This is a genomic window from Actinotalea sp. JY-7885, from assembly GCF_014525465.1.
Taxonomy (GTDB): domain Bacteria; phylum Actinomycetota; class Actinomycetes; order Actinomycetales; family Cellulomonadaceae; genus Actinotalea.
Genome location: NZ_JACEXH010000039.1, coordinates 1 through 20714, shown reverse-complemented (window position 1 = coordinate 20714; position 20714 = coordinate 1). Strand labels below are relative to the sequence as shown.

Here is a 20714-nt window from a genome sequence, read left to right as displayed (position 1 = left end):
GCCGACCAGCGACCCGGTCGGCCGGACCCGACCATGCCTGGCCCGGGGGAGCGGCCGGCGCCGCGCGGGGCCGAGGCGCCGCGTCGCCCCATCGCGCCGGACCGCACCGACCCGGTGGCCCGTGTGGAGCGCAACGCCCTCGAGGCCGTGCTCCAGCACCCGGCGGCCGTGGACGCGGCGTCGTTCGACGCGCTCACCCCGGAGGCGTTCAGCGTGCCCGCCTTCCGTGCGGTGCACGAGGCGATCCGGGCCGCGGGCGGCCTGGCCGCGGCCGTGCAGCTCGGGGACCCGTCGGCCTGGGTCGAGCGCGTCCGCGAGGAGGGCGCGGGAGCCGTCGCGGGCCTCGTCACCGAGCTCGCGGTCACGCCGCTGCCCGAGGACCGCCCCGAGGTCCTGGACGACTACGTGCGCGGCGTCGTCGACGCGCTCGTCGACCTGGGCCTGACGCGCCAGATCGCCGACGCCCGCGGCCGCCTGCAGCGGATGGACCCGGTCGCCGAGGCTGACGCGTACGGCGCGGCGTTCGCCGACCTCGTCGCGCTCGAGGGCCGCCGGCGAGCCCTGCGGCATCGGGACTGACCGAGAGGGAGCGACGCTCGCGCGCGGCGGACCGTACCCGTCCGGCGCTCGCGCGCACGTCCCCGGGGGACGAGCATGACGCTGACGGCGGCCGCACCGGCCGCGCAGGGCAGGGAGGCGCCGTGCGACGACGTCCGAGGGTCCGGCGCGCGGCCCCGGCCACGGCAGCCCTCGTGCTCGTCCTCGTGACCGCGTGCAGCCCGCAGGGGCACCCCACCTTCCCGACCGAGGAGGCGTGCCGGTCGGCGTACCCGGAACCCGACGTCCACTGCCGCTACGACGAGTCGGACGACCACTGGCTGGCGACCATGTGGTTCCCGAGCGAGGAGATCTGCACGGCGGCCAAGGGCAGGCCCTGCAGCCCGGGCAGGTGCGAGACCGAGTGCGAGCCGCTCGAGAGCGGCTCCGGCTGGGCGTGACGCGCACCCTTGACGTCGTCGCGCGCCTCACCTAGCGTGCGGAGAGCGCTTTCCGTCAGTGTCGACGGGGCGCCACGGGAGGCACGATGAGGGCACGGACGGGCGTCGTCGTCGGCGCGACGGTCGCGATGCTGCTGGCGGGCACGCCGGCGGCGGCGAGCAACGGCCATCCGCACGGGAACGGCCATCCGCACGGCGGCGGGCACGGTCACGGCACGGGCCGGACCGACCTCGGCCGCGAGGTGCTCGGCGCGCAGGACGGCTGGGCGGCCGCCGACGGCGGCACGAGCGGGGGTTCCGCCGCGAGCGACGAGCACGTCTTCCACGTCGACACGTGGCAGGAGTTCCGCGACGCTCTCGGGGGCGCCGACGCCCGGACCAACCAGACGCCCCGGATCGTCTACGTCCACGGCGAGCTGAACGCGTACGAGCAGCCGGACGGGACGCTCGCGACGTGCGAGACGTTCGAGCAGGCGAGCGGCTTCGACCAGGACGAGTACGTGGCAGCCTTCGACGCGCAGGCCTGGGAGTGGAGGCTGCCGCCCGCCGAGGTGGAGGCGCTCCAGGCCCGCCAGGACGCCGCCGCCGCGGTGCAGGCGGCGCAGACGCAGCAGCACATCGGCTCCCGGACCACCGTGGTCGGTGTCGGTGACGACGCCCGGGTCGTCGGTGCCAACCTGCGGATCCGCGACGCCGACGACGTGATCGTCCGGAACCTGACCGTCTCGGACTCGACCGACTGCTTCCCCGAGTGGGACCCGGGCGACACCGCGGCCGGCAACTGGAACTCGCGCTACGACAACATCTCGGTCTGGACCTCGACGCACGTCTGGATCGACCACACCACGCTCGACTCGGGTGCGGTCCCGCCGTCGGCGCTGGAGACGGTGCACGGTCGGCCGTACGAGGTGCACGACGGGCTGCTCGACATCACGCACAGCTCGGACCTGGTGACGGTCTCCTACAACGTCTTCGGCGAGCACGACAAGACGATGCTCATCGGGTCCTCGGACAGCCGGACCCAGGACAGGGGCACGCTGCGCGTGACGCTGCACCACAACCACTTCGTCGACGTCGGCCAGCGGGCGCCGCGCGTGCGGTACGGCCAGGTGCACGTCTACAACAACCTGTACACGCAGACGAAGGCGGAGGGCTTCACGTACTTCTGGGGCGTGGGGCGGGAGTCGCAGCTCTACGTCGAGAACAACTACCTCGACCTCGCGCCCGGGACCGACGTCGCCACCGTCGTCGGCGCCTACGGCGGCACCGCCATGACGGAGGTCGGGACCCGCATCGGCACCCGGTGGGTCGACGCGCTCGCCCGGTACAACGCCGCCCACCCGGAGGCGCCGCTCGGCACGGACGCCGGCTGGGTCCCCGAGCTCCACGACCGGGTCCAGCCCACGCCGGCGGTCCCGGCGCACGTACGGCGCGAGGCGGGCGCGGGCGTCCTGCGCTGACCCGCGACTGACCGCGCCGCTTGACCCGGGACGCCGACCCCCGAGTGGAGCGTCGTGCCGCGACACGCCGGGGTGTCGCCGCACGACGCTCCGCGGGGGCCGGCGGCGTGGTGACGTGGGGGCGTTGGACGGGGTGCCAGGGTGGGGCCATGCACCTCGACGACGACGACCTGATCACCACCGCCGACCGGGCGCTCGCGGGCATCGCGCAGATCCTCGAGAGCCTCGGGGACGACCTCGCCAACCGCGCGCCGGACCTGCCCGGAGCGAACACGCCGTTCGCCATCGCCACGCACTGCCTCGGCGTGCTCGACCACTGGGTCGGGCGCCTGGTCGCCGGACGCGACGTCGCGCGCGACCGGGACGCCGAGTTCCGCGCAGCGGGCCGCGTCGACGAGCTCGTGGCGCGGCTGGAGGCCGCCCGTGAGCGCCTCGCCGAGGATGTGCGCGGCGTGGACGGCACCGCGCCGTTCGCCCTGCCGACGGGTAGGCCGCGCCGCGACTGGCCCACGACGCGCGGCGGCGCGATCCTCCACGCGGTCGAGGAGCTGGTCCAGCACCACGGCCAGCTCGAGCTCACGCGCGACGTGCTGCTGGCGCGACACGCCCGGCCCTGACCGCGAGACGGGCGCGCGCGGGTGCCTGGGAGGGCCTAACGTTCCGGGGTGCCACCTGCGGTGGCGCGCCGCAGACGCGACCGACGGTCGTGCGGTGAGAACGAGGGAGAGCTCATGCCTGGTGGTCTGGCCGCACTGCTCGACGACATCGCCGCGCTGGCGAAGATCGCCGCCGCCTCGGTGGACGACGTCGCCGCCGCGGCGGGACGCGCGAGCTCGAAGGCCATCGGCGTGGTCATCGACGACACGGCGGTGACCCCCCGCTACGTCACCGGCTTCACGCCGAACCGCGAGCTGCCGATGATCAAGCGGATCGCCGTCGGCTCGCTGCGCAACAAGCTGCTCTTCATCCTCCCGGCGATCCTGCTGCTGAGCCAGTTCCTGCCCTGGCTCCTCACTCCCATACTCATGCTCGGCGGCACCTACCTGGCGTTCGAGGGGGCGGAGAAGCTCTACGAGGTCCTCACCGGGCACGGCAAGGAGAAGAAGGCCGCCGTGCCGGCGCCCCTGCAGGGGCAGGACGTCGAGAAGACGATGACCAACGGCGCCATCAAGACGGACTTCATCCTGTCGGCGGAGATCATGGTCATCGCGCTCAACGAGGTGGCGGACGAGCCGTTCGTCTCGCGCGCCGTGATCCTCGTCGTCGTCGCGCTCGCGATCACGGCGCTCGTCTACGGCGTCGTCGCGCTGATCGTCAAGATGGACGACATCGGCCTGCGGCTCGCGCAGACCCGCCAGGGCGCCGTCGCGACGGCGGGCCGGCTCCTGGTCAAGGGCATGCCCAAGGTGCTGGCCCTGCTCTCCACGGTGGGGATCGCGGCGATGCTCTGGGTCGGCGGGCACATCCTGCTCGTCGGCGTCGACGAGCTCGGCTGGCACGCGCTGTACGACCTCGTGCACCACGCCGAGGAGGCCGTGCACGACGTCGGCGGTATCGGCGGGTTCCTGGCCTGGCTCGTCAACACGCTCGCGTCCGCGCTCATCGGCGTCGTCGTGGGGGCGGTCGTCGTCGCGGTCATGCACGTCATCCCGCGGCGCAAGGGCGCCGCGACCGCGCACTGACGCCCCGCGGGCCGTGACGCCCGCACGGCACCGCCGCGCGGTGCGACTGCCGGCGACCTACCCTGGACGGCAGGGGGCGAGTGCGATGGCGCATCGGATGATCTGGAACCAGACGGCGCACTTCGGCGCGGGGTCGATCTCGGTGATACCGGGGGAGCTCGTGGGCCGGGGCTTCAGCAAGGCCCTGGTGGTGAGCGACCGGGCGCTGGTCGACGCGGGGGTCACCGCGCGGGTGACCGACCTGCTCGACGCCGCGGACTTTTCCTACGAGGTCTTCTCCGACGTCCTGCCCAACCCGCCCATCGCCAACGTCCAGGCGGGCGTGGCGGCGTTCCGGGCGTCCCACGCCGACGTGCTGGTCGCCGTGGGCGGCGGTTCGCCGCAGGACACGTGCAAGGCAATCGGCATCGTCGTGGCCAACCCCGAGTTCGCCGACGTGCGGTCCCTCGAGGGTGGCGCCGCGACCGCGAACCCGTCCGTGCCGATCGTCGCGGTGCCGACGACGGCCGGCACCGCGTCCGAGACGACGATCAACTACGTCATCACGGACCCCGAGCGGCGCCGAAAGTTCGTCTGCTTCGACCCGCACGCGATCCCGGTCCTCGCCGTCGTGGACTCCGACATGATGGCCGGCGCGCCGCGCGCGCTGAAGGTCGCGACCGGGCTGGACGCCCTGACCCACGCCATCGAGGGCTACACGACCCTGGGCGCGTGGGAGCTGTCCGACCTGTTCCACCTCAAGGCCATCCAGGTCATCGCCGCCTCGTTGCGCGCGGCCGCCGACGGCGACGACGCGGCCGCCGAGCGCATGGCGCTCGCCCAGTACGTCGCGGGCATGGGCTACTCGAACGTGGGGCTGGGACTCGTGCACGCGATGGCGCACCCGCTGGGCGCGTTCTACGAGGCGCCGCACGGCGTGGCCAACGGGATCCTGCTCGCGCCCGTGATGGCGTTCAACGCCGAGCACACGGGGGAGAAGTACCGCGACATCGCGGCGGCGTTCGGCGTCGAGGACGCGGCGACGATGCCGCTCGACGCCGCGCGCGCGGCGGCGGTCGAGGCGGTCGCCACGCTCACCACGGACCTGGGCAACCCCAGGTCCGTCCGGGACGTCGGCGCGACCGAGGCCGACCTGCCCGCGCTCGCGCAGGCCGCGTCCGACGACGTGTGCGCCGGCGGCAACCCGCGTCCGGCGAGCGTGGCCGAGATCGAGGAGCTGTACCGCTCGATCCTCTGATCCCCCGCCCGGCGCTCCTACCACCCCCTGCAGCGTCTCGATGTCGTCTCGCTCGATGTCGTCTCGCTCGGCCTGGTGCCACCTACCGGTGACCGGCGAGACCCGCCGGGCCCGTCGGGTCGGTGCGGCACTGGCGGCAGACGCCGGACAGCGCCACATGGGTCGCGGCGAGGGCGAACCCGTGCTCTCGGTCGACGACGCGGGCGACGTCGTCCAGCAGAGCGGCGGGCAGGTCCTGCACGACGCCGCAGCGCTGGCACTCCGCGTGCAGGTGGGCCTCGCGGGCCAGGTGGTAGGCCGTCCCCGTGCGCCGCACGTGGACGTGCTGGACGACGCCGAGCGCGGCGAGCGCCTCGAGGGTGCGGTAGACGGTCGCGCGGTGGACGGTGGGGTCCTCCTGCGCGACGGCGCCGAGGATCTCCTCGGCCCCGAGGTGGCCGTCGGCTCGCGACAGCACCGTCAGGACGGCGCGGCGCGGCCGCGTCATGCGCTCGCCGCGGGCGCGGAGCATCGCGCGCACCCGGGCGACGGTGGTCGCCGCATCGTCCGGCGTGTGGCCCGACGTCGCCTCGTCGCTCGTCATGCCTCACCTCATCGTCCGGCCGGCGCGAGGTGCCGGGCCCCGTGGCCACGGCACCGCCAGCCTAGTGCGGACGGGTCAGCGCCGGCAGGGGTGCAGCCGCGACAGAGTCGCGTTACCGTGGCATAGCAGGTACCCGGCCCCCGCGGGTGCACACCACTCCAGGGGGTTGCCATGACGACGTCGTCCCGTCCCGCCCAGGCCAAGCGCCGCGTCCCGCGCCTCACGCGGGGGGAGTGGGCCTCGATCGGGGCGATGACCGGTGTCGTGGCCGCGCTCCACGTCATCGGCTGGGGGCTGCTCCTGCTCGTCGTCGCGCCGGCGCAGTACCGGGTCGACTCGACCACGGTCTTCGGCGTCGGCCTCGGCCTGACGGCCTACACCCTGGGGATGCGGCACGCGTTCGACGCCGACCACATCGCGGCGATCGACAACACCACGCGCAAGCTCATGGCGGAGGGCAGGCGGCCGGTCTCCGTCGGGTTCTGGTTCTCCCTCGGGCACTCGAGCATCGTCTTCGGGCTCTGCGTCCTGCTCGCCCTGGGTGTCAGGGCGCTCGCCGGGCAGGTCGAGGACGACTCCTCCGCCCTGCAGCAGACCACCGGCCTCATCGGCATCACGGTGTCGGCCGTGTTCCTCCTGGCGATCGGCATCATCAACCTCGTCGTGCTGCGGCAGATCCTGCAGGTGTTCCGCGCGATGCGCCGCGGGGTCTACGACGAGGCCGCCCTCGAGCGTCAGCTCGACAACCGCGGTGTCATCAACCGCCTGCTGCCGCGCGTGACGAAGGCCGTGACCAAGCCGTGGCACATGTACCCGGTCGGGCTGCTCTTCGGCCTGGGCTTCGACACCGCGACCGAGGTCTCGCTGCTCGTGCTGGCCGGGGGTGCGGCGGCGTTCGAGCTGCCCTGGTACGCGATCATCACGCTGCCGGTGCTCTTCGCGGCGGGGATGAGCCTGCTCGACTCCATCGACGGGTGCTTCATGAACTTCGCCTACGGCTGGGCGTTCTCCAAGCCGGTCCGCAAGGTCTACTACAACATCGCGATCACGGGCCTGTCCGTCGCGGTCGCCCTGCTGATCGGGGGGATCGAGGTGGTCTCGATCTTCGCGGAGAAGCTCGCGATCACGAGCGGCCCCGTCGCGTGGGTCGGTGGGCTCGACCTCGGCATGGTCGGCTACGTCGTCGTCGGCCTGTTCGTCGTCGCGTGGGTGGTGGCGCTCGCGGTCTGGCACTTCGGCCGCATCGAGGAGCGCTGGACCGCCGGGCTGCGGTCCGGGCGGCCCGCCGAGTGACCGCCCGAGTGACCGCGCGACGTCGTGCTCAGTCGCGCGGCGACGCCGCGGCCGCCTGACGCTCGCCGCGGGGCCGGCGGTCGCGGGGCCGTCCCAGCAGCAGCAGGCAGAAGCCGTCGACGAGCGTCTGCACCCCGACCAGCACGCCGAGCAGGCCGAAGGTCGCGTCGACGAGGTCGAGGACCACGATCAGGCCGAGCACGGTGGACAGGAGCCCGCCGAGCGCCAGGACCCAGCGGAAGGCGTCGTTCTCGACGGCGGCGATCAGCCGGGTGATCCCGATCGCGAGGAACATCGCGCCCGCGACCAGGGTGAGGGTGAACGCGCTGGCGTCCGCCTGCCGGAAGAACACGAGCCCGAGGACCAGGAGCAGCGCGCCGCTCAAGGACGTGGACCAGAAGCCGCCGCGGCCGATGCGCACGAGGGCGGCCGCGATCGCGAGCGCGCCCGAGAGGAGCGTGGCCCACGCCAGCAGGCGCACGGAGACCTGCGCGGCGATCAGGGTGTGCAGGAGGACCACGAGACCGACCGCGACCAGGAGGACACCCAGGACGAGGTCCCAGCCCAGTCGTCGGCGGTCCCCGGTGGGTGTGCTCATGCGCGTCGCCTCCCGCTCGGCCGGTCGCTCGTGACCGCCACGCTACGACGCGGCACGGCATCGGGCGACCGGTCCGAGCGCGGAGGCGCAGGGGCGCGCCGGTGCCGTCAGGCGAGCCGGAGCGTGTCCCCGTCGCGCACCACCGGGAGCGGGTCGGTGATCTCGCCCACGAACCGCCCGTCCTCGAGGTCCCGGAACCCGATCAGCGCCCAGCCCGGTCCGTCGCGCACCAGGCGCGCCGCGTAGAGGCTGGGGTGGTCGAACGTCCGCGCACGGTCCAGGTCCCACGGCCCGAGCAGGCTCCTGCCCGGGGCGCACCACATCCCGCCGCCCGGCCAGGTGGCCCGGCGCTCGGGGGCCATGTGCGCGGGCCAGCAGCAGAAGAGCAGGAACGCCATGCCGTCCACCTCGACCACCTGGGGGACCTCGAGCTGGCCGAACCCCGCGGGTTCCGACAGCGGCGGGCGCACGGTCCACGTGTCCAGGTCCGGGCTCGTCGCGTGCCCGATGACGCTGCGGCCCGCCGGTGGCCCGGCGCGCGCCCGGGCCGTGACGAGCATGTGCCAGCCGTCGCCGTCCGGGTCCGCCAGGACCCAGGGGTCCCGCCACGCCTCGTCGAACCAGGCCTCGCCGTCGTACTTCTCGTACCAGCGTCCGTCGGCCTCGGTGAGCGGACCTGGCACGCGGTGCCAGGTCACCAGGTCCTGCGACCGGGCCGCGCCGATGCGCTGGACCACCCCGCCGTCGGCCCGGCTCACGCCCGTGTAGAACAGGCGCCAGGAGCCGTCCGGCGCCCGGACCACCGATCCGGTCCACGTGGCCTGGTCGTCCCACGCGGGGGAGTCGGCCGCGACGAGCGCGTCCGGCACCAGCTCCCACGTGCGCAGGTCCGTGGACCGGGCGTGGCCGATCGACGCACGCAGGTGGCGTCGGTCCGGGTCGTGCAGGGCCCGGCTGGCACGCAGGAAGAACAGGTGGTGGTGCGCCCCGTCGTGCGCCTGCCAGCTGTCCCACACCCAGTGGTCGGGGAGCCGGAGCGCCACGGCTCAGCCCTTCACACCGCTGGAGGCGATGCTGCTGACGAACGCCCGCTGGAAGGCGAGGAACATCACGAGCACCGGCAGGGTGATGAGCGAGGTGTAGGCCATCACCTCGCCCCAGGCCGGGTTGATCTGGAAGAAGTACTGCACCCCCACCATGACCGGCCGCAGCTCCTCCTGCTGGACGACCATGAGCGGCCACAGGTACTGGTTCCACGCCGGCAGGAAGGTGAGGATCGCGACGGTCGCGAAGGCGGGACCGGAGAGCGGGACGATGATCCGCCGGTAGATGGTGAACCAGCCGGCGCCGTCGATGCGCGCCGCCTCGTCGAGGGACGGCGGGATCGTGGAGAAGTACTGCGTGAACAGGAAGATCGAGAACGCGTTGGCGATGAACGGCACGATCTGCACGTGGTAGGAGTTCAGCCAGCCGAAGTCGTACATCGGCAGGCCGTTCTCGAACACGATGGTCGGCAGCTTCGAGACCCAGTAGACGAGCGGGATGGCGATCGTCTCGAAGGGCACGATCAGCGTCGCGATGATCAGGATCAGGACGAGCTTGCGGCCGCTCCACTCGAGCCGGGACAGCGCGAACCCCGCCATGCTGTTGACGACGAGGCCCAGGCCGACGATCAGGACCGTCACGAGGACCGAGTTCGCGAGGAACCGGGCCACCGGGACGCGCTCGAAGACGCCCGCGTAGTTCGCCAGGCTGATGTCCCCGGTCGGCAGGAAGGCCTGCGGCGAGTCGATGTCGGAGAGGATCTGCGCGTCCGGCTTGAGGCTGGAGACCAGCATGAACACGAGCGGGAAGAGGAAGAAGACGGCCAGCAGGACCATCGGGAGGTAGCTGAGGAGCCGGCGTGAGGCCGACGTGCGGTGCGTGGTCATGTCAGTCCTTCTCCCGGGTGAGCCAGCGCTGGACGAGTGCGATGACGAGCACGATCACGAAGAAGATCAACGAGATCGCCGCGCCGTAGCCGGTCTCCTGGCGCCGGTAGCCCTGCTGCACCGCGTGGTAGACGAGCGTCGTCGTCGTGTCGAGGGGACCGCCCTGGGTCATGACGTCGATCTGGGCGAACAGGCCGAGCGCCTGGATCGTGATCGTCACGAGGATGAAGACCATGGTCGAGCGCAGGCCGGGCCACGTGACGCTGCGGAACTGCTGCCACCCGTTGGCGCCGTCCATGCGGGCGGCCTCGTAGAGCTCCTCGGGGATCGTCTGCAGCCCGGAGAGCCAGATGATCATGTGAAAGCCGACGGCCTGCCAGATGGAGAGCACGATGATCGCGCCGAGTGCGGTGCGGGTGTCGTTGAGCCAGTCGGCGCCCTCCAGGGCGCCGCCGCTCACGCGCGAGAGCAGCGCGTTGATGAGGCCGTCGCGCTGGTACATGAACTCCCAGAGCACGGAGATCACGACGATCGACGTGACCACGGGGATGAAGTAGATGATCCGGAACAGCGTCACGCCACGGAGCTTGCGGTTGACCAGGACGGCCATCCCCAGCGCCAGCGCCGACTGCACGGGCACCACCACGACGGCGAAGATGAAGGTGTTGACCAGCGAGCGGAGGAACGTCGGGTCCTGCGTGAACGCCCGGACGAAGTTGTCGCCGCCGACGAAGCGTGGCGGGTTGGGCGAGATCAGCCGGGCGTTCGTGAAGCTGAGCCCGAAGGCGAGCAGCACGGGCACGACCAGGAAGAGGAGGAGCAGGAGGGTCGCCGGGGCGACCATCCAGTAGGCCGAGCGGTGACCCTGACGGGCGGCGCGCGCGCGACCGCGGTTGCGGCCGGTGAGCGCCTGGGTGACCGCCTCGTCCGGCAGCGCGTGCGGGGTGATCTGCTGAGCGGGGAGAGTCATGGTGACATCCGATCCGGCGGCTCGGCGGGGCGGCGCGTCGTCGGGTCGCGGCCACGGTCGCCACGGCCCGGCCGGGGCGCGCCGCCCCGACCGCCGTTCAGGACGGTCGGCTCAGAAGCCGTAGCCGTCGTTGGACTCGATGTTGGTGTCGATCTCCTGGACGGCCTGGTCGAGCGTCTCCTGGACGTCGGCGCCGTTCATGATGTCCTTGCCGGCCCGCTCGAAGACGCTCGAGATGATCGGGTACGCCGGTGTGGGCGGCCGCTCGAGCGCGAGCTGCTGGGACAGCTCGACGAAGGGCTGCAGCGGGTCCCCCTCGCCGAACATCTCGGAGAGCTCCTCGGCCTCGGCCGTCGCGGGGATGACCACCTGGCCGTCCGCGAAGGCGGCGATGTACTGCGGGTCGAAGCTGAACTCGAGGTACTCGCGTGCCCCCTCGCTCGCCTCGCACTCGGCCGAGATGCCCCACTGCCAGGACGCTCCGCCGATCTTCGGCCCCTCGCCGAGGTCCGGCGGCGGGAGGATGAGCAGGTCCTCACCCACCGTCTCGAGCGAGTCCAGCGCGTTCCACACGCCCGTGTAGCTCAGGGCGACCTCGTCGTTGTTGAACTCCTCGTTGCCGATCGTCCCGGCGTTGCTCGCGAGGCCGCGCTCGAAGAGGCCCTGGAACCACTCGAAGAACTCGACGGCTTCGGGCCCGTTGAGCGCACCCTCGGCGGTGAGCATCGACTCGCGGTCGATGAGGTCTCCGCCGGCGCTCTGGAGCATCGGCGAGTAGGCGTAGGACCACCACTCGCCGGCGTCCTCCGCGCTGATGTCGAGGGGGGTGGCGTAGCCCGCGCCCTGGAGCGTGGTGAGCGCGGCGTCGAACTCCTCCCGCGTCCACGGCTCCTCGACGGTCGGGACGCGGATCCCGTTCTCCTCCAGCACCGACCCGCGCGCGAAGACGGACAGCGCCGCGTCCCAGTAGCCCGCCGAGTAGACCTCGTCCTGGTACTCACCCACCGCCGTCGGCAGCAGCGCGTCCGTGATCGCGGGGTCCAGGTCGAGCGGCTGGATGTAGCCGGCCCACGCCCAGTTGGGCACGATCGGCCCGTCCATGTCGAGCAGGCACGGCAGGTCCCCGGCCGCGGCTCCCGCGACGACCGCGTCGTTGTACGCACCCTGGGGGAACGACTCGACGACGACCTCGTACCGGTCCTGCGACTCGTTGTAGTCGCCGATGATCTGCTCGTAGATGGCCAGCTCGGCCGGGTTCCCGGCCGAGTGGGTCCACATGGTCAGCTCGGTGGTGCCGCCGTCGCCGTCACCGCCGCCGTCGGACTGGCCTGCCTGTCCGCATGCGGCCAGCGCGGTGGCCGAGGCGGCGGTGATGGCTAGCATCCCCGTGAAGGACTTGCGACTCATCGTGATTCCCTTCATGGGGACCTCGACGGGCAAGGTCGAGATCCCCCGCTCGACGGACGCCGGCCGGCGCCCGTTCGGGTGGTGTCACGCCCGCCGTCGGCCCGGTCACCGGGCCGGCGGCGGGCCTACCGATTCCCGACGGATGAGCGGGCACGGCATCAGGACGACGCCGTCCCCGTCCGCGGGTCTCTCTCGCACGCCGAGCAGCACCTCCACCGCCCACCGGCCCATCTCGTGGTGAGGAAGGGCGACGGTGGTCAGGGGCGGGTCCAGCTCCGCGGCGATGAGCTGCTGGTCGTCGTAGCCGACGACCGACAGGTCTGCGGGTACGGCCAGGCCGTGGTGGCGTGCCGCGGCGTACGCGCCCATGGCCAGCCGGTCGTTGAAGCAGAAGAGCGCGGTCGGGCGCCGGGCCGGGGGCAGGGCGAGCAGGCGGTCCGCCGCCTCCCGACCACCGGCCGCGTCCGACGTGCCCCGGACGTGCAGCGCGGGGTCCGGCGTGATCCCCGCCCGGGTGAGCACGTCGAGGTATCCCTCGAGCCGGAGCTCGGACGCGAGGGGGAGCGGGTCCTCGTCGATGTCGAGGTAGGCGATCCGGACGTGCCCCGCATCGACGAGCTCCTGGACCGCAGCGGCCGCGCCCCCGCGGTCGTCCGGGACGACCGCGGCAAAGCCGCCGTCGACCGGTCGGGCATCGAGGAAGACGGTCCCGCGGGGGATCCAGGGCGGGGCGGTGACGGCCCGGTGCCACATGCAGGCGTAGACGAAGCCGTCGACCTGGTGGGCCCGCAGCGTCTCCACGGCCTCCTGCTCGGCGGTGGCGTCGCCGCCCGTGCTGACGAGGAACAGCAGGTGCCCGTTCTCGCGGGCCGCGTCCTGGGCCGCCTCGATCATGCGCACCGCGTACGGGGTGGTGGCGATGCGGTCGGAGAGGAAGCCGATCGTGTGGGTGCGTCGCGTGCGCAGCCCTCGGGCGAGGGTGTTCGGCGCGTACCCCAGGTGCTGCGCGGCGTCGCGCACGCGGTCCTGCGTGGTCGCGGGGATGCGGGTCGTCGCCCGGCCGTTCAGGACGAGCGAGACGGTGGCCGCGGACACCCCTGCGTGGAGTGCGACGTCCTTGATGCCGACGCGTCGCACCATCGTCACCCTTCTCGTGCTAAACCGATTAAGCAACCATTCGAGTGTGATCCGTGTCACACCGCCGTGTCAACCCTCGGACAGCCGTGGGCGGCGCCCGCGGGTCCGGACGGCCGTCCCGGGCTCGGGATGCGGACCATGCGTGCCCTGGCAGGCTGGGGCTGACCGCCACGGTGCCCCGACGGACTCGGACCAGGAGGTGGCACCATGCTCGAGCCCGGGCGACGCCGTCGTGGTCTCCGCGGGAGCGACCTGTCCTCGGCCGTCGCGTCGCTCGCCTCGACGGCCGTGGCCCTGCTGATCGCCGCCGCGCTGTGGGACGACCTGGACCTGGGGCTGGCGCGGGCGCTGCTCGCCGCCGGCGTCGTCGCGCTCGTCGACGCCCTCGTCCGTCCCGTGCTGCGGCCGCTGGCGCGCCTCGGGGGAGCGAGCGTCGCGCTGCTCCTGGGGCTCGCCGTCCAGGTGGCGTCCGTCCTGCTCGCCCTGCGGCTGGTCACGGGCGATGCCATCAGCGTGGGCACGGCCGTCGGGACGCTGGTCACCGTCGCGCTGCTCGGGGCGGTGGGGCGCTGGCTCACGGCGGCCAGCGACAACGAGTACGTCGTCGCCGACCTCGTGGCGCGCGCCCGCCGGCGCTCCCGGGCTCCGCGGCCGTCCGGGGCCGCGCGGCCGGCCGGGGTCGTCGTCGTGCAGGTCGACGGGCTGGCCTACCCGCTGCTGCGTCAGGGCGTGCTGTCCGGGGACCTGCCCACCCTGGCGCGGTGGGTCCGCTCCGGCGACCACGTGCTGCGCCGGTGGTGGGCGGCCGTGCCGTCGACGACCCCCGCGAGCCAGGCCGGGCTGCTCCACGGCACCAACCGGGGCATCCCGGCCTTCCGCTGGTTCGACCGGCGGGCGGGGCGGCTGCTCGTCGCGAACCGGCCGGCGGACGCGGCGCTCATCGAGGAGCGCCTGTCCGACGGGCGGGGCCTGCTGGCCGACGGCGGCGTGAGCATCGGCAACCTGTTCACGGGGGACGCGCCCACGAGCCTGCTGGTGATGAGCCGGGCGGGGCGGCCGCGCGGCCTCGGCCCGGGTGGGGCGTACCTGCGCTTCTTCGCGAGCCCGTTCGTCTTCGCCCGGGCGACCCTGACGACGGTCGGGGAGATGGTCAAGGAGCTCTACCAGGCGCGGCAGCAGCGGGTCCGCGGCATCGTCCCTCGCACGCGCCGCGGCTGGGACTACGTCCTGCTGCGCGGGCTGACGAACGCGATGGTCCGTCACCTGACCGTCGCGCTCGTCGCCGAGGAGATGGTCCGGGGCGCGCCGGTCGTGTACGTGAACTTCGTCGACTACGACGAGATCGCGCACCACGCGGGTCCGGCCCGACGCGAGTCGCTGGACTCGCTCGCCGGCATCGACCGGGTGCTCGGGACGCTGGAGGAGATCCTGCCGGCGGCGGCGCGCGACTACCGGTTCGTCGTGCTGTCCGACCACGGCCAGTCGCAGGGCGCCACGTTCCGCCAGCTCGCCGGACGCTCGCTGGAGGACGTGGTGCGCTCGCTCACGGCGGTCGCCGAGTCCGACGCGGTCGCCGCGACGGGTGACGTGGAGGGCTGGGGGCAGCTGAACACCCTGCTGGCCGACGTGCTCTCGGCCTCGGCGGTCACCCGGTCACTGGCCGACCGGCACGCCCGCCGCTCCGGCGGGGGCGCGACGGACCGGCCGGGGCACGACGCGGACGGCGGGCACGAGGGGCCGCTCGACCTCGTCGTCGCCGCGTCCGGCTGCCTGGGCCTGGTCTGGTTCCCCGCGGCGCGCCGATGGGACCTCGACGAGATCCGCGCGCGCTTCCCCGCGCTCGTGCCGGGGCTCCTCGACCAGCCCGGCGTCGGTCTCCTCGTCGTGCGCAGCCCACGTGGGCCGCTCGCGCTGTCGGCGGCGGGCGTCCACGTCCTGCGGGACGGCACCGTGACGGGCACCGACCCGCTGGCGGGCCTCGGCCCGCACGCCCGGCGCGACCTGCTGCGGGTGGCGTCGATGGACGAGGCCCCCGACGTGCTCGTGCACTCGACGGTGGACCCGCTGACCGCCGAGGTCCACGCCTTCGAGGAGCTGGTCGGCTCGCACGGCGGCCTCGGCGGGGACCAGAACCACGCCGTCCTGCTGCACCCCGCGCGGTGGCCGCTGGCGCAGGACCTGCTCGAGCCGCGCGACGACGGCGAGCTGCACGGCGCCGAGGCCGTCCACCGCCAGCTCGTGCGCTGGCTCGAGGCGGCCGGGCTCCGCACGACGGGGAACGAGGTGGGGTAGGGATGCGCCTGACGTGGCTGGGGCACTCGACGGTCGTCCTGGACCTGGCGGGCGCCCGGGTGGTCGCCGACCCGCTCCTGCGGCGGCGGGCCGGGGTGCTGCGCGTCGTGCGGGGGCCGGGCACCGCGGGGCCCGAGGAGTGGTCGCGCACGGCGCCCGACGCCGTCGTCCTGTCGCACCTGCACCACGACCACTGCGACGTCCCCACCCTGCGCGCCATGCGTGCCGCCGTCGTGCTCGCCCCGGTCGGCGCCGGGCGGTGGCTCACCGGGCGCGGGGTCGAGCACGTGACCGAGCTGGCGGTCGGGCAGCGGCACCAGGTCGGCGGCCTGGTCGTCACGGCCGTGCCGGCGGACCACGGCGGGCGGCGCGAGCCCTTCGGGCCGACCGCGGCCGCCGTCGGGCACCTTGTCGAGAGCCCCGACCTGACCGTCTGGCTGGCCGGCGACACCGGAACCTTCGCCGGGATGGCGCGCATCCCCGCGATGGCGGTCCGTGGCGTCGTCGACGTGGCGGTGGTGCCGGTCTGGGGGTGGGGCCCGCGCCTCGGCCCGGGACACCTGGACCCCGTGCGGGCCGCCGCGGCAGCCCGTACGGTCGGCGCCCGGGTCGCCATCCCGGTGCACTGGGGGACGCTGCGCATGTCCGGCATGGCGCGCCCGATGCGCACGCGCCTGCGGATGCCGGGGGAGTGGTTCCTGCGCGCCCTGGCGGACGCCGACGACGGCGGGGCCGATGCGGTCCGCGGCGTGCTGCTCACCCCGGGCGAGGCGGTCGAGCTCGCCTGAGCCGGTCCGGACGACGGCTGCGGATGCGGTTCCGGCCGGTCGGCGTACCGTCGATCAAGGGCCGCCGGGACGACGGCGCCCGCCAGCCGCCCCGCACCGTCGCAGGGCTGCCGACGAGGGAGACGACGACGTGTCCTCACCGCAGCGCCTCGGCTCGAGGGAGCTCAGCCGCCGGACCTTCCTGCACGGCCTCGGTCTCGCCGGCGCCACCGCGGCCCTGGCCTCGTGCGCGCCGGCGTCGTCGCGCGGCGTCACGGAGATCGTCTTCTACCAGTCCAAGCCGGAGGTCATCGGCTACTTCGACGAGCTCATCGAGCAGTTCCACCAGTCGCAGTCCCGCGTCCGCGTGCGCCACGACGCGACGTCGAACCTCGCCGGCTCGTTCGTCCGCGAGAGCCCGCCCGACATCGGGTGCCTCAACTACAACTTCGAGGTCTCGCGCTACGTCGAGCGCGGCGCCCTGAGCGACCTGGGCGACATGCCGGAGGCGGGCCGCATCCGCGAGGACCTCCAGCCCTTGATCGACGTCACGGCGACGTACCCGGACCGCACCAGCGTGATCCCGTACTCGCTCATGGCCGCGGCGGTGCTGTACGACCGGGACCTCTTCGAGGCGAACGGCCTCGTGCCGCCGACCACCTGGGCCGAGTTCACCGCGCTGTGCGACGCGCTCACGGCCGCGGGGGTGACCCCGATCTACAGCACGTTCAAGGACCCGTGGACGATCGCCCAGGGGCACTTCGACTACGCCGTCGGCGGCATGCTGGACACCACCGACTTCTTCGCCCGGCTCAAGGAGCAGGGCGACGACGTCGGGCCGGCGTCCGACGTCGCCTTCCAGCAGCAGTTCCTCGAGCCGGTCGAGCACATGGCGGTGCTGGTCGAGCACTCGAACACCGACGCGGCCAGCCGGAGCTACGGCGACGGCAACGTCGCCTTCGCCAACGGTGAGGCCGCGATGTACCTCCAGGGGCCGTGGGCCCTGAGCGAGATCGCCAAGACCAACCCGGACAAGAACGTCGGGTCCTTCCCCCTGCCGATGACGGACGACCCGGCGGACCGCAAGGTCCGGGTCAACATCGACCTCGCCCTGTGGATCCCGGAGGCCTCGCCGAAGAAGGAGGCGGCTCGCGAGTTCCTCGCGTTCCTCATGCAGCCCGAGGTCATCGACGCCTACAACGCCCAGGCGCTGGGCTTCGGCGTGACGCAGGACGCGGCCGAGGTGACCGACGAGACGCTCGTCGAGCTCAAGGAGTACTACGACCGGGCGGCCTTCTACCTGGGTGCGTCGCAGCTCGTGCCGCAGTCCATCCCGTTGCAGAACTACGCCCAGTCGCTCGCGTCCGGCGCCGACCCGAGCGAGGTGCTCACGACCCTCGACGCCGACTGGGCGCGCCTCGCCTTCCGCACCTGAGCACGTCCGTCCCGCTCCGCCTCACCGACGACCGGAGGCCTCATGGCGACCACCGCAGCCACCCGACCACGGGCGGTCGACCGCGCGCCGACGCCGGGGCGCGGCCTCGGGCGCCGGCGGGTGGGGACGACCTTCTACCTCATGCTCGTGCCCTCGCTCGTGCTGTTCACCCTGTCGATCGCGCTGCCGGCGATCATGGGCATCACGCTGAGCTTCACCGACTCCGTGGGCTTCGGGGAGTTCAGCTTCACGGGGTTCACGAACTACGTCGCCCTGTTCTCGGACCCGGCCATCGCCGCGTCCTACGGGTTCACGGCCGGGTTCGCCCTGGTCACGGTGCTGCTCGTCAACGTCCTCGCCTTCCTCCTGGCCATCGGCCTGACGTCGAGGATCCGGGCGAAGGTCACGCTGCGCGCCGTCTTCGTGCTCCCCATGGTGATCTCGGCGATCGTCATCGCGTACGTGTTCAACTTCCTGTTCTCCAACTCCCTGCCGCAGCTCGGGCAGGCGATGGGACTGGGCCCGCTCGAGGAGAGCCTGCTCGCCGACCCCGACCTGGCCTGGATCGCGATCGTGGTGGTCACGGCCTGGCAGGCGATCCCGTCGGCGCTGCTCATCTACATCGCGGGGATCCTGTCGATCCCGGGGGAGGTGTACGAGGCGGCCGCGATGGACGGGGCGTCGGCCATCCGCCGGCTGCGGTCCATCACCCTGCCGCTCGTCGCCGGCTACGTGATGATCAACCTCGTCATCGGCTTCAAGAACTTCCTCAACGCCTACGACACCATCGTCGGCCTGACCAACGGCGGTCCCGGCACCGCCACCCGCAGCGTCGCGATGACGATCTTCTCGGGCTTCACGGGCGGGGACTACGCCTACCAGATGGCGAACGCGACCATCTTCTTCCTCATCGCGATCGTCCTCGCCGCCGTCCAGCTGCGTCTGACGCGCGGAAGGAGTGCGTTCTGATGACCCAGCAGAGCCTGCTGACCACCGGGCCGGGCCAGGTGCCCGTCCGACGCCGCCGCCGGTTCCGGGCCTCCGGCGGCCAGGACCGGCCGAGGTGGCAGACCACGGTGCTCCTCGTGCTGTGCTCGACGGCGGTGTTCCTGCCGCTGTACGCCACGGTCGTCATGGCGTTCAAGACGGCCGAGCAGTCGGTCGACGGCCAGGTCTTCGCGCTGCCGTCGCCCGTGTCCCTCGACGGGTTCGTGGAGGCGTGGCGGCTGACGAACTTCCCGCGCGGCTTCGCGATCTCGGTGTTCGTGACCGCCGTCACGGTGGTCGGGACCGTGGTGCTCGCGGCGCTCGCCGCCTACGCCATCGCCCGCAACTGGGACCGGCGCTTCTTCCGGTGGTCGTTCTTCTACCTGCTCGCGGCCATGTTCCTGCCGTTCCCGGTGCTCGCGCTGTCCCAGGTGAAGCTGACCGGCATGGTGGGGCTCGACAACCCGCTCGGGGTCGCGATCCTGCACGTGATGTTCCAGCTGTCGTTCAGCGTGCTGCTGTTCACCGCCTTCATCCGCGGCCTGCCGGAGGAGCTCGAGGAGAGCGCACGCCTCGACGGCGCCAGCACGTGGCAGGTCTTCCGGCGGATCGTGTTCCCGATGATGGCGCCGATGAGCGCGACCGTGGCGATCTTCGCGTTCCTCGCCTCGTGGAACGACTTCATGATGCCGTCGCTCATCACGGCCGACTCGACGATGCAGACGCTGCCCGTGCTCCAGAGCGTCTTCCAGACCCAGTTCAGCAGCAACTACAACGTCGCCTTCGCGTCCTACCTCATGGCCATGGCGCCGGCGATCGTCGTCTACCTCTTCACCCAGCGCTGGGTCATGGCGGGCGTCACGCAGGGCGCGATCAAGTAGCCGCGCGGTCCGGGGCACCGCCACGGATCGGGTAGCATTGCGACCCGCACGATCCCGCGTAGCTCAATTGGCAGAGCATCCGACTGTTAATCGGACGGTTACTGGTTCGAGTCCAGTCGCGGGAGCAGCGCAGCGTAGGCCCCGTCCCCGACGGGGCCTTTCGCATGTCCGGCCGCGTCGGGCTCAGGACAGGCCGGCCGCCTCGCGGACCTTCGCCTCGGCCGCGTCGACGACGGCGGCGGTGGCCGGGTCCGAGAGGTTCACGCGGCCGTTCCCGAGCACCTGCGTGAGGAGCCCGCCGTCGGCGTCGCGTCGCAGCGCGACCCGCACGACGGCGCCGCCCGGCACGGTCACGCGCGCGGTGTGGACGACCGAGGACTGCACGCGCTCGTGCACCGCGCGCACGAGCGGGCGCGCGTGCTCGGCCTCGAGGTGAAGGACGGTCGCGGGCGAGCCGTCGACCCAGGTGACGGTGAGCTCCGCCGCGTCGGCGTCGAGGCGCGCGCCGTCGACGTCGCACCACGCCCGGCGCAGGCCGGGCCCGGCGAGCACCTGCAGGTGCTGCGTCGTCACGACCGCCCAGCCGTCGCTCAGCGGGGCCGTCGCCAGGATCTTCTCGCCGCGGCGCAGGTCCAGGCTGCGGCGGGCCTCGTCGGGCAGCCGGGGCGCGCGTCGTCGGAGGGCCATGGGACCACCGTAGCCGCGCGTCGTCACCGCCCGGATCGCGGCCCATGTCGGCGGCCCCCGCTCCCGGCGGTCGCGCTCGACCGCTCCGGGCGGGGGTGCGTCCGGCTCCGGTACCGTGACGCGCGCGGGCCAGTAGCTCAGCCGGTCAGAGCAGCGGACTCATAATCCGTCGGTCGTGGGTTCAAGCCCCACCTGGCCCACCCGCGCCCGGTCGTGCGCGCGGGCGCTGGGCTCGGGGGTCCGGCGCCGCGCGTCGGACACCCACCGCCCGCCTCGTGCGCGCCGTCATGGCGACGTGCCCGACCGCGAGCACGACCGCCGCGGCACCAAGCCACGACGACCGGGCGGCGACCGCGGCCGAGGCGAACG

General features: G+C 73.0%; 19 protein-coding genes, 2 tRNA genes and 1 pseudogene. 14 read left to right on the top strand and 8 right to left on the bottom strand.

Going from position 1 to position 20714, the window contains the following annotated elements:
* The 6 genes and pseudogenes from IDM29_RS05700 to fucO all read left to right on the top strand — a co-directional run.
* Positions 1–579: pseudogene (locus tag IDM29_RS05700) on the top strand (DNA primase); the annotation flags it as partial.
* A 122-nt stretch (positions 580–701) separates the two neighbouring features.
* On the top strand, positions 702–998 hold the full coding sequence (locus IDM29_RS05695) for a hypothetical protein (RefSeq protein WP_188037290.1): 297 nt from the start codon (positions 702–704) through the stop codon (positions 996–998).
* An 86-nt stretch (positions 999–1084) separates the two neighbouring features.
* A complete protein-coding gene (locus tag IDM29_RS05690) occupies positions 1085–2458 on the top strand; it encodes a polysaccharide lyase family 1 protein (protein WP_220457945.1) in 1374 nt (457 codons plus the stop codon).
* Positions 2459–2607: 149 nt separating this feature from the next.
* A complete protein-coding gene (locus IDM29_RS05685; RefSeq protein ID WP_188037289.1) occupies positions 2608–3075 on the top strand; it encodes a DUF664 domain-containing protein in 468 nt (155 codons plus the stop codon).
* 114 nt (positions 3076–3189) lie between these two features.
* Positions 3190–4140 carry a DUF808 domain-containing protein gene (locus IDM29_RS05680; protein WP_188037288.1) on the top strand — a complete coding sequence of 317 codons (951 nt, stop codon included), beginning with the start codon at positions 3190–3192 and terminating at the stop codon, positions 4138–4140.
* A gap of 85 nt (positions 4141–4225) precedes the next feature.
* Positions 4226–5377, top strand: coding sequence for a lactaldehyde reductase (gene fucO, locus IDM29_RS05675; protein WP_188037287.1), 1152 nt, complete (start codon positions 4226–4228; stop codon positions 5375–5377).
* Between the two features lie 82 nt (positions 5378–5459).
* Here fucO and IDM29_RS05670 read toward each other — a convergent pair whose 3' ends face one another.
* Positions 5460–5960, bottom strand: a complete 501-nt coding sequence (locus IDM29_RS05670; protein WP_188037286.1) for a Fur family transcriptional regulator — start codon at positions 5958–5960, stop codon at positions 5460–5462.
* Positions 5961–6131: 171 nt separating this feature from the next.
* On the opposite strand from IDM29_RS05670, the gene IDM29_RS05665 reads away from it, so the two are divergent.
* Complete coding sequence (locus IDM29_RS05665; protein WP_255491550.1) at positions 6132–7253, top strand: HoxN/HupN/NixA family nickel/cobalt transporter; 1122 nt, start codon at positions 6132–6134, stop codon at positions 7251–7253.
* A gap of 28 nt (positions 7254–7281) precedes the next feature.
* On the opposite strand, the gene IDM29_RS05660 is transcribed toward IDM29_RS05665, so the two are convergent.
* The 6 genes from IDM29_RS05660 to IDM29_RS05635 all read right to left on the bottom strand — a co-directional run bounded on the left by IDM29_RS05660 (position 7282) and on the right by IDM29_RS05635 (position 13299).
* Positions 7282–7851 carry a DUF308 domain-containing protein gene (locus tag IDM29_RS05660; RefSeq protein ID WP_182111448.1) on the bottom strand — a complete coding sequence of 190 codons (570 nt, stop codon included), beginning with the start codon at positions 7849–7851 and terminating at the stop codon, positions 7282–7284.
* Between the two features lie 107 nt (positions 7852–7958).
* The gene (locus IDM29_RS05655) at positions 7959–8894 is read right to left on the bottom strand and encodes a glycoside hydrolase family 68 protein (RefSeq protein WP_188037285.1); all 936 of its coding nucleotides are present in this window, start codon (positions 8892–8894) and stop codon (positions 7959–7961) included.
* A gap of 3 nt (positions 8895–8897) precedes the next feature.
* Positions 8898–9782, bottom strand: coding sequence for a carbohydrate ABC transporter permease (locus IDM29_RS05650; protein ID WP_182111446.1), 885 nt, complete (start codon positions 9780–9782; stop codon positions 8898–8900).
* Between the two features lies 1 nt (position 9783).
* The gene (locus IDM29_RS05645; protein WP_255499946.1) at positions 9784–10752 is read right to left on the bottom strand and encodes a carbohydrate ABC transporter permease; all 969 of its coding nucleotides are present in this window, start codon (positions 10750–10752) and stop codon (positions 9784–9786) included.
* A 111-nt stretch (positions 10753–10863) separates the two neighbouring features.
* Positions 10864–12159, bottom strand: a complete 1296-nt coding sequence (locus IDM29_RS05640; protein WP_188037284.1) for an extracellular solute-binding protein — start codon at positions 12157–12159, stop codon at positions 10864–10866.
* Positions 12160–12264: 105 nt separating this feature from the next.
* Entirely contained in the window at positions 12265–13299 is a 1035-nt protein-coding gene (locus IDM29_RS05635) for a LacI family DNA-binding transcriptional regulator (RefSeq protein WP_223148016.1), read from the bottom strand.
* 204 nt (positions 13300–13503) lie between these two features.
* Between IDM29_RS05635 and IDM29_RS05630 the strand changes: the two genes are divergently transcribed.
* From IDM29_RS05630 to IDM29_RS05605, 6 genes are all read left to right on the top strand, one after another.
* On the top strand, positions 13504–15588 hold the full coding sequence (locus tag IDM29_RS05630; protein ID WP_182111444.1) for an alkaline phosphatase family protein: 2085 nt from the start codon (positions 13504–13506) through the stop codon (positions 15586–15588).
* 2 nt (positions 15589–15590) lie between these two features.
* Positions 15591–16376 carry an MBL fold metallo-hydrolase gene (locus IDM29_RS05625; protein WP_188037283.1) on the top strand — a complete coding sequence of 262 codons (786 nt, stop codon included), beginning with the start codon at positions 15591–15593 and terminating at the stop codon, positions 16374–16376.
* A gap of 130 nt (positions 16377–16506) precedes the next feature.
* Positions 16507–17790 carry an extracellular solute-binding protein gene (locus tag IDM29_RS05620; RefSeq protein WP_309232678.1) on the top strand — a complete coding sequence of 428 codons (1284 nt, stop codon included), beginning with the start codon at positions 16507–16509 and terminating at the stop codon, positions 17788–17790.
* 42 nt (positions 17791–17832) lie between these two features.
* The gene (locus IDM29_RS05615) at positions 17833–18759 is read left to right on the top strand and encodes a carbohydrate ABC transporter permease (protein ID WP_182111441.1); all 927 of its coding nucleotides are present in this window, start codon (positions 17833–17835) and stop codon (positions 18757–18759) included.
* Positions 18759–19658, top strand: a complete 900-nt coding sequence (locus IDM29_RS05610; protein WP_188037281.1) for a carbohydrate ABC transporter permease — start codon at positions 18759–18761, stop codon at positions 19656–19658. The genes IDM29_RS05615 and IDM29_RS05610 overlap by 1 nt, the downstream gene beginning before the upstream one ends.
* A 52-nt stretch (positions 19659–19710) precedes the next feature.
* Positions 19711–19783 (top strand) — tRNA-Asn (locus IDM29_RS05605).
* 58 nt (positions 19784–19841) lie between these two features.
* Here IDM29_RS05605 and IDM29_RS05600 read toward each other — a convergent pair.
* Complete coding sequence (locus IDM29_RS05600) at positions 19842–20345, bottom strand: hypothetical protein (RefSeq protein ID WP_188037280.1); 504 nt, start codon at positions 20343–20345, stop codon at positions 19842–19844.
* A gap of 126 nt (positions 20346–20471) precedes the next feature.
* Here IDM29_RS05600 and IDM29_RS05595 point away from each other — a divergent pair.
* Positions 20472–20545 (top strand) — tRNA-Ile (locus IDM29_RS05595).
* The last annotated feature ends 169 nt before the right edge of the window (positions 20546–20714 follow it).

Bases quoted from the DNA above. Each gene is read 5' to 3' on its own strand.
- IDM29_RS05645 (WP_255499946.1), bottom strand. From the start codon at position 10,752: ATGACTCTCCCCGCTCAGCAGATCACCCCGCACGCGCTGCCGGACGAG.
- IDM29_RS05680 (WP_188037288.1), top strand. From the start codon at position 3,190: ATGCCTGGTGGTCTGGCCGCACTGCTCGACGACATCGCCGCGCTGGCG.
- IDM29_RS05635 (WP_223148016.1), bottom strand. From the start codon at position 13,299: ATGGTGCGACGCGTCGGCATCAAGGACGTCGCACTCCACGCAGGGGTG.
- IDM29_RS05690 (WP_220457945.1), top strand. From the start codon at position 1,085: ATGAGGGCACGGACGGGCGTCGTCGTCGGCGCGACGGTCGCGATGCTG.
- IDM29_RS05640 (WP_188037284.1), bottom strand. From the start codon at position 12,159: ATGAGTCGCAAGTCCTTCACGGGGATGCTAGCCATCACCGCCGCCTCG.
- IDM29_RS05670 (WP_188037286.1), bottom strand. From the start codon at position 5,960: ATGACGAGCGACGAGGCGACGTCGGGCCACACGCCGGACGATGCGGCG.
- IDM29_RS05630 (WP_182111444.1), top strand. From the start codon at position 13,504: ATGCTCGAGCCCGGGCGACGCCGTCGTGGTCTCCGCGGGAGCGACCTG.
- IDM29_RS05685 (WP_188037289.1), top strand. From the start codon at position 2,608: ATGCACCTCGACGACGACGACCTGATCACCACCGCCGACCGGGCGCTC.
- IDM29_RS05650 (WP_182111446.1), bottom strand. From the start codon at position 9,782: ATGACCACGCACCGCACGTCGGCCTCACGCCGGCTCCTCAGCTACCTC.
- IDM29_RS05660 (WP_182111448.1), bottom strand. From the start codon at position 7,851: ATGAGCACACCCACCGGGGACCGCCGACGACTGGGCTGGGACCTCGTC.
- IDM29_RS05625 (WP_188037283.1), top strand. From the start codon at position 15,591: ATGCGCCTGACGTGGCTGGGGCACTCGACGGTCGTCCTGGACCTGGCG.
- IDM29_RS05600 (WP_188037280.1), bottom strand. From the start codon at position 20,345: ATGGCCCTCCGACGACGCGCGCCCCGGCTGCCCGACGAGGCCCGCCGC.
- IDM29_RS05610 (WP_188037281.1), top strand. From the start codon at position 18,759: ATGACCCAGCAGAGCCTGCTGACCACCGGGCCGGGCCAGGTGCCCGTC.
- fucO (WP_188037287.1), top strand. From the start codon at position 4,226: ATGGCGCATCGGATGATCTGGAACCAGACGGCGCACTTCGGCGCGGGG.
- IDM29_RS05665 (WP_255491550.1), top strand. From the start codon at position 6,132: ATGACGACGTCGTCCCGTCCCGCCCAGGCCAAGCGCCGCGTCCCGCGC.
- IDM29_RS05615 (WP_182111441.1), top strand. From the start codon at position 17,833: ATGGCGACCACCGCAGCCACCCGACCACGGGCGGTCGACCGCGCGCCG.